This is a genomic window from Bradyrhizobium sp. C9 (genome assembly GCF_002532045.1).
Taxonomy (GTDB): Bacteria; Pseudomonadota; Alphaproteobacteria; order Rhizobiales; family Xanthobacteraceae; genus Bradyrhizobium.
This window is the reverse complement of sequence record NZ_NWTG01000002.1, coordinates 186237-200422: the sequence shown is the minus strand read 5'-3', so window position 1 is coordinate 200422 and position 14186 is coordinate 186237. Positions and strand designations below refer to the sequence as shown.

The following is a 14186-nucleotide window of genomic DNA, read 5'->3' as shown; positions in this document are numbered from 1 at the left end:
GTCCACTAGTCGGGGCGGCGCAATTCTTGTTGATCAACGCGACGGCGTGCCGCCGACTTGCTCGACAAGATGTGCGCGCGATGGCGACGGCTTAAATCCATCGGCGAAATACTGCGTCTCGTGGATGACCTGACCGTCGCGGAATTCCATGATGCTCACCGTGTAGGACGGGATGTCGTCATAGGTGAGGATGTACTCGGTGATCCAGAGGTCGCCGCCGCCGATCATGCGCCGGATCGTGAAACGCTTCTTGTTCGGCTGCACCGTGCGGCTCTGCTGAATGTTGCGCCGGCCACGGATCCGCTCGCCCGATTGCGGATAATCAAGCACCGCATCCTCGCGATAGATCTCGTGCTCGCGCTCGAAATCGCTGGCGTCCGATGCTTCCCAATGGCGCTCCAGCGCCGTGCGTATGGTGTGATCGTCCATCGCAATCTCCCGGCTGTGCCCGCACGCATTTCACGATCGTCTGCGCGTGAATGGCAAGGGGAATGTGATGGTGAGGGCGCTACGATCCTCATCGTCGTCCTGGCGAAAGCCAGGACCCATTACCCCAAATACCAATTGTTGCGCGACGCTGGGGCCACGGCTTTCCTCACCAGCACAATTCTGTGGTTATGGGTCCTGGCTTTCGCCAGGACGACGGTTGGAGATAGTTTGCGCTACAGCAGTATTGCGGCTCGCGGCAGCGACCTGTCTGTGCGCAGCCGCACTGCGTTCACTTCACCGCGGAGAAGCGGGTGTCGAACGAGTTGGTCTGCACGACCGGCGCGGAGCCGGCCAGTTGGGTCGACGTTGTCGCGGCCGGCGCGGCTGCTGCGGCGGTGCTGGTCGCCTGCGGCTTCGGCGCGGGCTTGGCGGCCTGCTTCGGCTCGGCCTTCGGGGCGACGCGAACCACCGATTGCGGCTTGGCCTCGGCGACCTTCGGCTTGGCCGGTGCGGCAGCGACTGGCGGCGACGCGACCGGCTTGCCGGCGTCGGCGGTGGCGTCACCGATGCCGACCTTGCGGGCAAAGCTCGAGAAGAAGCCTTCGGACTTGTCGGACGCGTTCGCCGAAGCGACACGCGTGCTGGCCGGCGGCGTTGTCGACGACGTTGTCGCCACGACAGGCTCTTCTCGCTGGACTGCGAGATTGGGCCGCGGCGGATTGACCGTGCCGGGGATCGTGCCGGGGGCGCGCGCCAGCGACATCGATGCCAGCGCCTGGCTGTCGCCACCTTCGGACAGGCCGGTGTTTCCTTCAGGAATCTTCGAGGCGAAGATCGCGTTCATGCCGCCGTCGATGCCGGTGTTGAGGCGCGCCACGGGCGTGCCCTTCGCGGCCAATTTGGCCATCTCCGCGTCGTCGCGCTGCTCCTTTTCGCGCACGGCGCTCGCGATCTCCTCGGGGATCACATAGGCCGGGCACTTCGCCGATGCATTGAACACCGGATCGCGCACAGCGTCCGGCGCCTTCACCGCGTCGAAGACGTACTTCTTCTCGCAGAAGTCGACCTTCGGCTCCTGCTTCGTCACCTCGAAATGATCGTTGCCTTCCTTGATCATCTTCCAGAAAGGCATGTTCGGGTTGTTGCGGTGCTTGGCCATGTTCACCGGCGTCATCCGGAACGGATAGGCCTGAAACTGAAAGGCCTTCTGGCCGCCGAAGAACGACTCGCGGCCGAGCGAATAGATTTCCGCGATCTGCTCGTCGGTCATCGCGTAGCAGCCGCGCGAGGAGCAGTCGCCGTGCACCATCAGCTCCGAACCGGTGCGGCCGAGTGACTTGTCGAACGCGTTGGGATAGCCGGTGTTGAACGACAAATAGTAGGCCGATTGCGGATTCATCTGGCTCGGGTTGATCGAATAGAAACCCTCGGGGGCCTGGCGGTCACCCTCGCGGACCTTCGGGCCGAGATCGCCCGACCAGCGGCAGATCGGATAGGTCTTGAGCAGCGCGAACTGGCCGGAGCGGGTCTGCTTCCAGACCTCGAGCTCGGCCTCCTGCTTGAACAGCCGCACCAGGATCGGCGACTGCAGGTCCATGTCCTTCTCGGCCATGGCAGCGACGAGCTTTGGCGGGACCGGCTGGTTGGCCTTGGCATTCTGCGCGAGCGAGATCTGGTCGCTGTCGCAGCCGGCGAGCATCACACCCGCGGCGAGGACCGCCGAAGTCAGAAGCGCGCGTACGAGCGTGCGATGAGTCAAGTCCGAGCTCCACACCCACCGGGCGATTTTCGCGACCCCAACACGGCGAATATGCCCTGAAGCCATTATGTAAAATATTAGCCTTCGATCACCCCTGCTCGCAACCTGAACCGAGGCTGACAGCCTTCACGGTAGCAGGCATGGTTCAAGGAACGTTAAAGACCCGGCTCGGGGCCCAATTACGGCAAAATCGGCCGATTTGGTCGAAAAATTGAGCGGTTTGGGTGGGTCAACCCAGCTTGCGGCCGATATCCAGGAACTTCTGGCGCCGCTGTTTGCGAATCGCGTCCGGATCAAGATTTCGTAGGTCGTTGAACGCCTGGGCGATGGCATCGCCCGTGGTCGCGATCATCGCCGCAGGGTCGCGATGGGCACCGCCGGAGGGTTCTTTCAGGATCTGGTCGATCACGCCGAAGCGCAGCATGTCCTGAGCGGTGATCTTCATGCTGTTGGCGGCTTCCTGCGCCTTGGTGCCGTCGCGCCACAGGATCGAGGACGCCGCCTCCGGCGAGATCACGCTGTAGATCGCGTGCTCCATCATCAGGACGCGGTTGGCGGTGGTGATGGCGATGGCGCCGCCCGACATGCCTTCGCCGGTGACGATCGCGACATTGGGCACGCCGAGCGACAGGCAGGAGTCGATTGAGCGCGCGATCGCCTCAGCCTGGCCGCGCTCCTCGGCACCGATGCCGGGATAGGCGCCGGCGGAATCGACGATCGACAGCACCGGAACGCCGAAGCGGTCGGCCATCTCCATCAGGCGCACCGCCTTGCGGTAGCCTTCGGGACGCGCCATACCGAAATTGTGCTTGATCCGGCTGTCCGTGGTGGCGCCCTTCTCCTGGCCGACCACGCAGATGCTCTCGCCGCGGAAACGACCGAAGCCGCCGATCAGGGCCTCGTCGTCGGCGAATTTGCGGTCGCCGGCCATCGGGGTGAATTCGGTGATCAGGCCGCCGATGAAATCGGTGAAGTGCGGCCGCTGTGGATGCCGCGCCACCAGCGTCTTCTGCCACGGCGTCAGATTGGCATAGAGGTCGGTCAGCGCCTGCGCCGCCTTGTCCTCGATCCGTGCGACTTCGTCGCCGATGTCGCTGCCGCTCGCGGCAAGCGCACGCAACTCGTCGATCTTGGATTCAAGCTCGGCGACGGGTTTTTCGAAGTCGAGATAGCTGCGCATCGGGTCGGGCATCAACTCAATATAGGGAGGAACAATGCGAGGGGCGAAGCGGTTTCGGCGGTGACAAGAGAAGCTTCGTAACTTCAATCGGTTAACGCGCATTCGGGCGGAATGCACGCTTCGGGATCGCAGGCAGGTGACGCTCTTTCTGCGGAGACGACGCGGAAGTCAAGGCGGATCAGGTGAAGGTATCGATGTCTGGCGGGCGCCGGACTTACTTCTCCGCCAGCGGATGCAGGTCGCGGACCAGGCTCTTCAGCCGCTCCTCGACCACATGGGTGTAGATCTGGGTGGTGGAGATATCGGTATGGCCGAGCAGGGTCTGCACGATGCGCAGGTCCGCGCCATTGTGCAGCAGGTGGCTGGCGAAGGCGTGGCGCAGCACGTGCGGCGACACCAGCCGCGGCGCGAGGCCGGAGGCGCTTGCGAGCTCCTTCAGGTCGCGGGCGAAATGCTGCCGGGTCAGATGGCCGCTCTCGCCGGAGGACGGAAACAGCCATTTCGACGGCGCTGTTTTCTTCGCCTTCGGCTGCATCACTTCCAGCGCGGCGAGATAGTCCGCCATCGCCTGGCGCGAGGCATCGTTGAGCGGTACCAGCCGCTCCTTGTTGCCCTTGCCGCGCACCACGATCATCCGCGCGTCGCGCCGCGCCGCGGAGACCGGCAGCGACACCAGCTCCGAGACGCGCAGGCCGGTGGCGTAGAGCACCTCGAGCAGGCAGTACAGCCGCAGCGCGCGCAGCCGCTGCGCCGGCGAGACGTCGGTCTGGGTCAGCTCCTTGGCGCGGGTCAGCATGCGGTCGACATCGGCGATCGACAGCACCTTGGGCAGGCCGCGACCGCGCTTCGGGCCGGACAGGATCGCGGCCGGATCGTCGCCGCGGATCCGCTCGTTGAGCAGGAAGCGGTAGAGATGCCGCATCGCCGACAGCCGCCGCGCCACGCTGGTCGACTTGAAGCCGCGCGTGTCGAGGTCGGCGAGGTAGCCGCGCAGCGCCTCGGTGTCGGCGCTGGTGAAGTCGGCGCCGGCATGAGCGAGGTAGTCGGAGAAGTCGGTGAGGTCGCGCCGGTAGGCGTCGAGCGTGTTGACGCCTGCGCCCTGTTCCGCGGCGAGCATGTCGAGGAACAACGCGGTCAGCTTGGCGTCGGAGGATTTGGTTTTGGTCTTCACAGGAGCTTTGGCAGCAGCGGGCATGCCAGAATCATAGCGTCTATTTCTTGAGGAACTTATCCGGCGGGATGGTCACGCTCATTTCCCGCGGTTTCGGGTGCACGAAATTCGCCAGCGCGAAGACGATGCCGTAGCCGATCCCGAAAATCACGGCGACGACCGTCAGGAAGCGGAACAGGCTGGGCATGGAGACGACTCAGGCGGCGAATTAACCAATGAAATCATCCAACATGTTCCCCGCGCGGTTGCAAGAGTCGCTGGTAACGGTATCGCCGGGGGTAGTATAGGTGGCTCGAATTCTGAACAAATCGTCCCAATATCCGAGCTTTTTGATGTCCGACGCAGCCGTCCCGGCACCCAACCACCCGACCCTGGAGGCCGATATCACGGCCGCGCTGGGGGCGCGGTCGATCGTGCTGGTCGGCATGATGGGGGCGGGCAAGTCGACCATCGGCCGGCGGATGGCGGCGCGGCTCAAGCTGGCGTTCACCGATGCCGACACCGAGATCGAGACCGCGGCGGCGATGACAATTCCGGAGATCTTCGAGACCAAGGGCGAGGCCTATTTCCGCGACGGCGAGGCGCGGGTGATCGCCCGCATCCTCGACAGCGGCCCGGTCGTGCTGGCGACCGGTGGCGGCGCCTTCATGCGCGAGGAGACCCGCAACCGGATCCGCGACAAGGCGATCTCGATCTGGCTCAAGGCCGACAGTGATATCATCATGCGCCGGGTCCGCCGCCGCGCCGATCGCCCGCTGCTGCAGACCGCCGACCCCGAGGCGACCGTCAACCGGCTGCTCAGCGAGCGCGAGCCGGTCTACCAGAACGCCGATCTGACGATCGCCTCGCGCGACGTGCCGCACGACCGCATCGTCGACGAATGCCTCGAGGCCCTGCATGCGCATCTATGCGGCGTGCGTCCGGCCGGCGAGCCACCACCTGATGGATTGAACGCGACCCCATGACTGCGCCCTTGAAACACTCCGCCTCCGTTACCGTCGACGTCGCGCTCGGCGACCGCGCCTATGACATCGTCATCGGCCGCGACGTGCTGGCCTCGCTCGGCGAACGTGTCGCGGCGCTGCGGCCCGGTGTGCGCACCGCCATCGTCACCGACCGCACCGTCGCAAAACACTGGCTGGAGCCGGCCGAAGCGTCGCTGGCGGCCGCAGGCGTGCCGACCTCCCGGATCGTCGCCGAGGAGGGCGAGGGCTCGAAGAGCTACGCCACCCTGACGCAGGTCAGCGAGGCGCTGATCGCGGCCAAGATCGAGCGCAACGATCTGGTGATCGCGCTCGGCGGCGGCGTGGTCGGCGATCTCGCCGGCTTCGCGGCCGCGATCCTGCGCCGCGGCGTCGATTTCGTGCAGGTGCCGACCTCGCTGCTGGCGCAGGTCGATTCCTCCGTTGGCGGCAAGACCGGCATCAACTCGCCGCAGGGCAAGAACCTGATCGGCGCCTTCCACCAGCCGGTGCTTGTGATTGCCGACACCTCGGTGCTCGACACCCTGTCGCCGCGCCAGTTCCGCGCCGGCTACGCCGAGGTCGCCAAATACGGCATCCTCGGTGACGAGGCGTTCTTCGCCTGGCTCGAAAAGAACCACGCCGACATCGTCTCGGGCGGCGCGGGGCGCGAGCACGCGATCGCGACCTCCTGCCGCGCCAAGGCCGCCATCGTCTCCCGCGACGAGCGCGAGACCGGCGAGCGCGCGCTGCTCAATCTCGGCCACACCTTCGGCCATGCGCTGGAAGCCGCGACCGGCTTCTCCGACCGCCTGTTCCACGGCGAGGGCGTCTCGGTCGGCATGGTGCTCGCGGCGGAGTTTTCCGCGCAGCTCGGCATGATTTCATCGGACGACGCTGCCCGCATCGCGCGTCATCTTTCCGCGGTAGGATTGCCGACGCGCCTGCAGGATATCGCAGGCTTCACCCAGGAAGGGCTTGCCGATGCCGACGCTCTGTTGGCGCTGATGGCGCAGGACAAGAAGGTCAAGCGCGGCAAGCTCACCTTCATCCTGCTGGAGGCGGTCGGCCGCGCCGTGATTGCCAACAATGTCGAGCCACCGCCGGTGCGCGACTTCCTGCAAGCCAAGCTGAAGGCCTAAACCACGGATCAACTCAGTGGGCTGGTTAACCTTCTCGATCGTGCTGCTCTGTCTGCTCGTCTCCGCCTTCTTCTCGGCGAGTGAGACGGCCCTGACTGGCGCCTCGCGCGCCAGCATGTTGCGGCTGTCCAAGCAGGGCAACAGCGAGGCCACGGTGGTTTCGAGTCTGATGGCGATGCGCGAGCGGATGATCGGCGCGCTGCTGCTCGGCAACAATATCGCCAATATCGGCGCCTCCGCGCTCGCCACCGGCATCTTCACCGCCTGGTTCGGCGATGTCGGCGTGCTCTACGCAACCGGCGTGATGACGGTGCTGGTGGTGATCTTCGCGGAAGTGCTGCCCAAGACCGTCGCCATCAACGCGCCGGACCGGGTGTCGCTGCTGGTGGCCCGGCCGATGCGGTTGACGGTGTTCGTGCTCGGGCCGCTTCTCACCATCATCGAAGGGATCGTCCGCGCCCTGATGCGGCTGCTTGGCATCAAGATCGGCGCGCATCAAGCCATCCTGTCGCCGACCGAACGCCTGCGCGGCGCGGTCGACCTGCTGCATCACGAGGGCAAGGTCGAGAAGCAGGATCGCGACATGCTCGGCGGGTTGCTGGACCTCAGCGAGCTGCAGGTTTCCGACGTGATGGTCCACCGCACCGAGATGACCATGGTCAACGCCGACCTGCCGCCCGAGGAATTGGTCCGCGAGGTGCTGGCCAGCGAATACACCCGCATCCCGCTGTGGCGCGAGAAGCCGGAGAACATCGTCGGCGTGCTCCACGCCAAGGATCTGCTGCGCGCGATGCGCGCCAATGAGGGCGACATGTCCGCGATCGATGCTTCCGCGATCGCGCTGCCGCCCTGGTTCGTGCCGGAGATGCGCCCGGTCTCCGAGCAGCTGAAGGCGTTCCGCCGCCGCAAGACCCACTTCGCCCTGGTGGTCGACGAGTATGGCGAGGTCGAAGGCATGGTGACGCTGGAGGACATCCTGGAGGAGATCGTCGGGGACATCTCCGACGAGCACGATGTCGTGGTCGCCGGCGTGCGCGCCCAGCCGGACGGCTCGGTCGTGGTCGACGGCTCGGTGCCGATCCGCGACCTCAACCGCGCGATGGACTGGCGCCTGCCCGACGAGGAGGCCACCACGGTCGCCGGCCTCGTGATCCACGAGGCGCGCTCCATACCCGAACGCGGCCAGAGCTTCACCTTCCACGGTTTCCGTTTCCGCGTGCTCCGCCGCGAGCGCAACCGCATCACCGCGCTGCGCATCGTCGCGGTCCCGCGCGAAGCGGCCGAGCTCGACGAGAAGAAGCCGAAGCGGGCAGGGACGGCGTTTTAATTCTGGTCCGGCGAACGCAAGCCGATCCCCGTCACCCCCGCGCAACGGCTTTGCCGTTGTCGCTGGAGGAGCCGCGCAGCGGCGTCTCGAAGGGTCGACGGCCCCGCTCGTCGCCGTGCATCCTTCGAGGCTCGCAAGAGCTCGTACCTCCAGCGACAACGGCGAAGCCTCTGCGCGGGGATGACGGGTCTGGTGGATGTACCGGTGTTACTCGATATCGATCGTGATGCCCGACAGCTTCCACGCGCCGTCGGAGGGGATGAAGCCGAGCTGATACTTCACCTGCTTGGGCGTGGTGTCGAAATGGCCCTTCAGCCGCAACACGCCCTTGTCGTCGATCTTGGCGTCCTCATCGAGCACGATCGGCTTGGCCACCACGGCGTCGAACACCGCGTGCTTGTCGACCAGATCCTTGAAGATCGTCTTCAGCTTGTCCGGCGAAAACTGGTCGCGGAACGGCTTTGAGATCTTGGCGTGGAACACGGTGAAATCGTTGGCGGCCACCGCGTCGTTGAGCGAGACCAGGATGCTCTTGATCAGCACCTCCTGGACGAACGGGCTCGGCATATCCAGCGCCGCGGCCGGGCGCATCGCGCAGATCAGGAGCAGGCCGGCGGCGGCGACAATCGACCGGAAACGTGGCCAAGAAGCGATCATCAATGGCCCCATATCAAGCGTGGCGATACGATCCATTCACCTGCTCACACCGGGCGCAGGTCCATCGCCGGATAGCTCTATTCTCATATCGGAAAACCACTGCTTCGTCTTGAGCCAAGCGCGCGCTAGCGCGGCTTTTCCCCGGGGCCGTGGGCGTGGATCGCCAGCGCATGCACCGAGCCGGCGAGTTCCTGCGCCAGCGTCGCATTTATCATGCGATGGCGTTCGATCCGGCTCTTCCCTTCGAAGGCCGGAGACACAATATATACCCTGAAATGCGTCTCGCCGCCTGGCCTGTGGCCGGCGTGGCCCTCATGCAGATGTGACTCATCGACCACGTCGAGGCTTTCGGGCGAGAAAGCTTCACGCAACTTGTTTATGATAGCGTCTTTGGTGCTCATGGCGGCGGAGTTAGGTCCGCGACGGCTTTTCGTCAATGGTGCAAGCGGGAAACGAGGTCTGCGCAATGTCAAGACTTGAAGATTTGTGCATTGCGTAGTCAAAGAGAACATGCCGATCGATTCATCAAAATTCTTCGACTCCATTCGCATCAAGCCAACCAAGGTGAGTGCGAAGCGCCAGGCGCAAGCCGGTGAGCAGGCCGTTGCCTGCGAGTGGGCGGGTTGCCAGAACAAGGGTGCGCACCGCGCCCCGAAGGGCCGCGAGAATTCTCGCGAGTATTGGCACTTCTGTCTCGATCACGTCCGTGAGTACAACCAGTCGTACAATTTCTTCCAGGGCATGAATCCCGACGACGTCGCGCGCTACCAGAAGGACGCGCTGACCGGACACCGTCCGACCTGGAAGATGGGCGCCAACAACGGCAAGAAGGAGAGCGGTCTCGACGCCGCCTCCGATCCGTTCCACGTGTTCTCCGAGCTCAACGGCCGCGGCCGCTGGCGTCCCGGGCCGGGTGGCGCGGAGCCCAAGCCCGAGACCCGCAAGGTCATGAACGCCGAGCGCAAGGCGCTGCTGGTGATGGGGCTCGGCGCCGGCGCGACGCTCGAAGACGTCAAGTCGAAGTACAAGGCGCTGGTGAAGCAGCACCACCCCGACGCCAATGGCGGCGACCGCTCCACCGAGGATCGCCTGATCGAGATCATCAAGGCATATAATTATCTGAAGACCGTGGTGCGCGAGGCCTGAGCTCTCGCCTCCGCAGGGACGACAGCGGAGTTTGTGGCTCCGCTGTCAATTTCGCCGGCTAACTCTCAGTCCTTCGGCACTGCCCCGACATACGACGAACTCGGCCGGATCAGCCGGCCGGTGCGCCGCTGCTCAAGCGCGTGCGCGGTCCAGCCGGCGGCGCGGGCCACCGCGAAGATCGGCGTGAACGCCTGCCGCGGGATCTCCAGCCCATCGAGCAGGATCGCGGTGAAGAACTCGACGTTGGTCTCCAGCGGCCGCTCCGGATTCTTCTTGCGCAGTGCTGCGCGGATATAGGCCTCGACCTCGCCGGCGAACGGCAGGTCGGCACCGCTGGCCTCCAGGCGCTCGATCGCGACCTTCAGCACGTCCGCGCGCGGGTCGCGCACGCGATAGACCCGATGGCCGAACCCCATCAGCCGTTCGCCGTGCGCCAGCGCGCCGTCGACCCAGGGCTTGATGCGCTCGCGCGTGCCGATCGCATCCAACATCTCGAGCACCGGCTCCGGTGCACCGCCATGCAGCGGACCGGTCAGCGCGCAATAGCCGCCGGTGATCGCCGCGAACAGATCGGCCTGGGTCGAGGCGATCACCCGCGTGGTGAAGGTCGACGCATTCATGCCGTGATCGCAGACGGTGACGAAATAGGCATCGAGCGCCGCAACCTCGCGCGGCTCGGCCTTGCGCCCCCGCAGCATGCGCAGCGTGTCGGCGGCGTGGCTGGCATTCGGGTCCGGCGCAATCGGGACATGTCCCTTGGCGTGCTGGACCAGGGCGCCTGCGATCACCGGGAAGGCGCCGACGATGGTCGCCTCGTGCTCCAGCCCGTTCTCGCCGCGCAAGCCGGCGATCGCGGCGCGGAAGCCGTCGACAACAGACATGCCGCGCGTCGCCGGCAGCAGGTCCGGCAGGCGCGCAAAGGCGCGCTCGCGGGCGGCGCCGAGGCTGGCGCGGACATTGGCTTCGTTCAGCGACTTGCCGGTGGCGCCGTTCCACAGCCGAGCCGTAACGCCCTCGAAGCTCGACTTGCCTGCGAGGTTGGCGACGTGCTCGCCGGCGATGATCAGTTCGCCGCGCTCGCCGTCGACATGGCTCAACACGGTCTCGGCGGCGGGGACGCCGTCCAGACCGATCTGGCTCTTGGTGAGAATCATGTTCATGGCCCGATCTCCTTGCTTCACGCCTTCAAGGTCGGGTCTGTAGACGAGTTGATCAATCTTGATTATATAAATCAATATGAAAAAATCCGCCGAGCTTTACCTCTCCGCCCGCGAGGCCGCCGCCGAGCTCGCGATCTCGCCGGCGACGCTCTACGCCTATGTCAGCCGCGGCCTGATCCGCTCCGAGCCGTCGCCGGATTCGCGCAGCCATCGCTACCGCGCGGAGGACATCAGGGGCTTGAAGGAGCGCCGCGTGCCGTCGCCGGAGCCGCGCGGGTTTCGCAATTTCGATGCCGACCTCCCGGTAATGGATTCGGCGATCGCAACCATCACCGAGCAGGGCCCGATCTATCGCGGCGTGAACTGTGTCGATCTCGCCCAGCGCGACACGCTGGAGCACACTGCGACGCTGCTGTGGGATGTCACCGGCGTAGATCCGTTCGCATCGGACAATTGCCCGCATGTGTCCGATGAAATGCGCGCGATCGCCGAGGCCGCGCGGCGCGCCCAGCCGATCGACCGCACGGTCGCCGTGCTGGCGCTGGCGGCGAGCGCCGATCCCGGCGCCTTCACCCGCGCGCCCGATGGCCGCGCGATGGTCGGCGGGCGCATCCTGCGGCTGCTGGTCGCGACCATGCTGAACACAGTGCCATCGGCCGAGCCGCTGCATGAGCAGGTGGCGCGGGTCTGGACGCCTGACAACAAGCACGCGCCCGACCTGATCCGCCGCGCGCTGGTGCTGCTCGCCGATCATGAATTGAACGCCTCCACCTTCACCGCGCGCTGCGCGGCATCGACCGGCCTCAATCTGTACGACGCCGTGATCGCGGGTCTCGTCGCGCTGAAGGGGCCGATGCATGGCGGCGCCGGGGTACTCGCTTCGCGCCTGGTCAAGACCATGATCGACAACGATGTTGCGCCTGTTGTCCGCGAGCGGGTTGCGCTCGGCGAGCGCTTCGCCGGCTTCGGGCACGGCGTCTACAAGAAGGGCGATCCGCGCGCGATCTCGCTGCTCGAGGCGCTGACGCGCGCAGGCGCGCCGCGCAAATTCACCAGGGAAGTGCCGGAGCGGATCGCGGAGGCGACCGGCGAATTCGTCAACATCGACTACGCGCTGGCGGTGCTGGTGCATGCACTGCGGATGCCCGCAGGCAGCGAGCTCGCTCTGTTTGCGATGGCGCGTAGCGTCGGCTGGATCGCGCATGCCAGCGAGCAGCTTCAGCTCGGCAAGCTGATCAGACCTCGCGCGCGCTATGTCGGTCCGGCGCCCGGACGGGCCGGTGCGACCAATAGTATCTAGCTATTTTGCCGGCCTGGCCGGTTCGATCAGGCCGCCGCCGTGCCGCCGACGGATGGTCCAGATCGCGAGCGTCAGGATGACCGCGCCGCCCGCGACCGCGAACATCCACAGATGCTTGCCGACATGTTGATGATGCGGCAGGCCGGCGTAGTCGTGCAGCGCGGTGACCGCGAGCACGCCGGGCAGCACATGGGCCGGCGCCCAGACCAGGATCGCGGGGATGTTGACCGCGTAGAAGCGCACCGGCGGCATGTCGAGCGCGCCGGCGGTGATCGGCACGAAGGCGCGAATCGGCGGCACGAAACGGGCGAAGAACACCGCGAGCACGCCCCAGCGGTTGAAGAATGTCTCGCTCTGCGCGACCACGCGCGGGTAGTTGGAGAGCGGCCAGGCCGACAGGATCTCGCGCTGGCTGCGGTAGCCGATCAGATAGGCCGTGCCGTCGCCGAGCATCGCGCCGGCGGCCGCGGCGGCGAGCACCGGCACGAGCTTCAATTCGCCGCCCGGGACCAGCGCGCTCAGTGCCAGGATGATGGTCGAGCCCGGCACCAGCGAGCCGACCACCGGGACGGCTTCCAGCAGGGCGGCCAGAAACAGCGTCAAATAGGCGAGCCAGGCATGGGCCGAAACGAACGCGATCAAAGGGTCAAGGAATGAAGTCACTGAATTCCTGGGTGGCGATGAAACAGGTCCGAGAGCTAACAACTCCCCGCCGGGCTGAAAAGTGCCTGCGGACAAGCCGCCGTGGCGCTGCGGCGAAAGTACGGCGGGATTTGCAGAGCAGCCTTCCAAAAACCGAGTTTTGCGCCTATCTTTATGATACAACAACGGAACTTTGATTTGCCCGTGGGCTTCTGCCGGCCGATGCTCTCTGCTAGGCTTGTGCGTAGCACCCCATCCGCAGCCAAATGACCTAAATCTGGTTTCGGGAATGCCCGGGACCTCGGAGGATGAATGACGACGGCCGTCCAGACCAAAGCGCAAGAACCCGTCGGTTTGCCCGACATGAAGGTTTCGGTTCGGCAGGTCTTCGGGATCGATAGCGATCTGGAAGTTCCCGCTTATTCCGAAGTCGATCCGCATGTGCCGGAAGTCGACAGCGACTATCGCTTCGACCGCGCCACCACGCTCGCGATCCTCGCCGGCTTTGCCAAGAACCGCCGCGTGATGGTCACCGGCTATCACGGCACCGGCAAGTCGACTCACATCGAGCAGGTTGCCGCCCGCCTCAACTGGCCCTGCGTGCGCGTCAACCTCGACAGCCATATCAGCCGTATCGATCTCGTCGGCAAGGACGCCATCGTGGTCAAGGAAGGCAAGCAGGTCACGGAATTCCGCGACGGCATCCTGCCCTGGGCGCTGCAGCACAACATCGCGCTGGTGTTCGACGAATACGACGCCGGCCGTCCGGACGTGATGTTCGTGATCCAGCGCGTGCTGGAAGTCTCCGGCCGCCTGACGCTGCTCGACCAGAACAAGGTGATCAAGCCGCATCCGGCGTTCCGCCTGTTCTCGACCGCGAACACGGTCGGCCTCGGTGACACCTCGGGCCTCTATCACGGCACCCAGCAGATCAACCAGGGCCAGATGGACCGCTGGTCGATCGTCACCACGCTGAACTACCTCGCGCATGACGAGGAAGTCGAGATCGTGCTGGCGAAGGCGAAGCACTATCGCACCCAGGAAGGCCGCGACATCGTCAACAAGATGGTGCGACTGGCGGATCTCACCCGCAACGCGTTCGCCAATGGCGACCTGTCGACGGTGATGAGCCCGCGCACGGTGATCACCTGGGCCGAGAACGCCGACATCTTCAACGACATCGGCTTCGCGTTCCGCGTCACCTTCCTCAACAAGTGTGACGAGCTGGAGCGACCGCTGGTCGCCGAGTTCTACCAGCGCTGCTTCAACGTCGAGTTGCCGGAATCGTCGGTCAACGTGGCGCTCAGCTAG

The 14186-nt window shown here is 65.4% G+C and carries 15 protein-coding genes; 6 read left to right on the top strand and 9 right to left on the bottom strand.

The genetic code is table 11. The features are described from left to right. Positions 1-33: 33 nt before the first annotated feature. From CO675_RS05795 to CO675_RS05775, 5 genes are all read right to left on the bottom strand, one after another. The gene (locus CO675_RS05795) at positions 34-429 is read right to left on the bottom strand and encodes a nuclear transport factor 2 family protein (protein ID WP_097671085.1); all 396 of its coding nucleotides are present in this window, start codon (positions 427-429) and stop codon (positions 34-36) included. Between the two features lie 289 nt (positions 430-718). After that, positions 719-2188: a L,D-transpeptidase family protein gene (locus CO675_RS05790; protein ID WP_097671084.1), complete on the bottom strand. Its 1470-nt coding sequence runs from the start codon at positions 2186-2188 to the stop codon at positions 719-721. Between the two features lie 229 nt (positions 2189-2417). After that, a complete protein-coding gene (locus CO675_RS05785) occupies positions 2418-3380 on the bottom strand; it encodes an acetyl-CoA carboxylase carboxyltransferase subunit alpha (RefSeq protein ID WP_097671083.1) in 963 nt (320 codons plus the stop codon). 202 nt (positions 3381-3582) lie between these two features. Further along, a complete protein-coding gene (gene xerD, locus CO675_RS05780; RefSeq protein ID WP_097671082.1) occupies positions 3583-4563 on the bottom strand; it encodes a site-specific tyrosine recombinase XerD in 981 nt (326 codons plus the stop codon). A gap of 16 nt (positions 4564-4579) precedes the next feature. After that, the gene (locus tag CO675_RS05775; protein ID WP_050405944.1) at positions 4580-4726 is read right to left on the bottom strand and encodes a hypothetical protein; all 147 of its coding nucleotides are present in this window, start codon (positions 4724-4726) and stop codon (positions 4580-4582) included. 145 nt (positions 4727-4871) lie between these two features. On the opposite strand from CO675_RS05775, the gene CO675_RS05770 reads away from it, so the two are divergent. From CO675_RS05770 to CO675_RS05760, 3 genes are read left to right on the top strand one after another with little or no spacing between them, the layout of a single operon-like run. Further along, positions 4872-5504 (top strand): shikimate kinase, encoded by a 633-nt coding sequence (locus CO675_RS05770; protein ID WP_097671081.1) that lies wholly within the window; start codon positions 4872-4874, stop codon positions 5502-5504. After that, positions 5501-6643 (top strand): 3-dehydroquinate synthase, encoded by a 1143-nt coding sequence (gene aroB / locus CO675_RS05765; protein ID WP_097671080.1) that lies wholly within the window; start codon positions 5501-5503, stop codon positions 6641-6643. The genes CO675_RS05770 and aroB overlap by 4 nt, the downstream gene beginning before the upstream one ends. Positions 6644-6659: 16 nt before the next feature. Continuing rightward, positions 6660-7970, top strand: a complete 1311-nt coding sequence (locus CO675_RS05760; RefSeq protein ID WP_097671079.1) for an HlyC/CorC family transporter — start codon at positions 6660-6662, stop codon at positions 7968-7970. Positions 7971-8177: 207 nt separating this feature from the next. Here CO675_RS05760 and CO675_RS05755 read toward each other — a convergent pair whose 3' ends face one another. Continuing rightward, positions 8178-8627 carry a hypothetical protein gene (locus tag CO675_RS05755; RefSeq protein WP_097671078.1) on the bottom strand — a complete coding sequence of 150 codons (450 nt, stop codon included), beginning with the start codon at positions 8625-8627 and terminating at the stop codon, positions 8178-8180. A 125-nt stretch (positions 8628-8752) separates the two neighbouring features. Next, on the bottom strand, positions 8753-9028 hold the full coding sequence (locus CO675_RS05750; RefSeq protein ID WP_097671077.1) for a BolA family protein: 276 nt from the start codon (positions 9026-9028) through the stop codon (positions 8753-8755). Between the two features lie 109 nt (positions 9029-9137). On the opposite strand from CO675_RS05750, the gene CO675_RS05745 reads away from it, so the two are divergent. Further along, positions 9138-9773, top strand: coding sequence for a J domain-containing protein (locus CO675_RS05745; protein ID WP_092120102.1), 636 nt, complete (start codon positions 9138-9140; stop codon positions 9771-9773). Between the two features lie 65 nt (positions 9774-9838). On the opposite strand, the gene CO675_RS05740 is transcribed toward CO675_RS05745, so the two are convergent. Next, the gene (locus CO675_RS05740; RefSeq protein WP_097671076.1) at positions 9839-10933 is read right to left on the bottom strand and encodes a citrate synthase/methylcitrate synthase; all 1095 of its coding nucleotides are present in this window, start codon (positions 10931-10933) and stop codon (positions 9839-9841) included. A gap of 76 nt (positions 10934-11009) precedes the next feature. On the opposite strand from CO675_RS05740, the gene CO675_RS05735 reads away from it, so the two are divergent. Continuing rightward, positions 11010-12233 (top strand): citrate/2-methylcitrate synthase, encoded by a 1224-nt coding sequence (locus tag CO675_RS05735; RefSeq protein ID WP_097671075.1) that lies wholly within the window; start codon positions 11010-11012, stop codon positions 12231-12233. On the opposite strand, the gene CO675_RS05730 is transcribed toward CO675_RS05735, so the two are convergent. Next, a complete protein-coding gene (locus CO675_RS05730) occupies positions 12234-12896 on the bottom strand; it encodes a DedA family protein (protein WP_097671074.1) in 663 nt (220 codons plus the stop codon). It abuts the gene before it with no gap. Positions 12897-13187: 291 nt separating this feature from the next. On the opposite strand from CO675_RS05730, the gene cobS reads away from it, so the two are divergent. After that, positions 13188-14186, top strand: a complete 999-nt coding sequence (gene cobS / locus CO675_RS05725; RefSeq protein ID WP_050405952.1) for a cobaltochelatase subunit CobS — start codon at positions 13188-13190, stop codon at positions 14184-14186.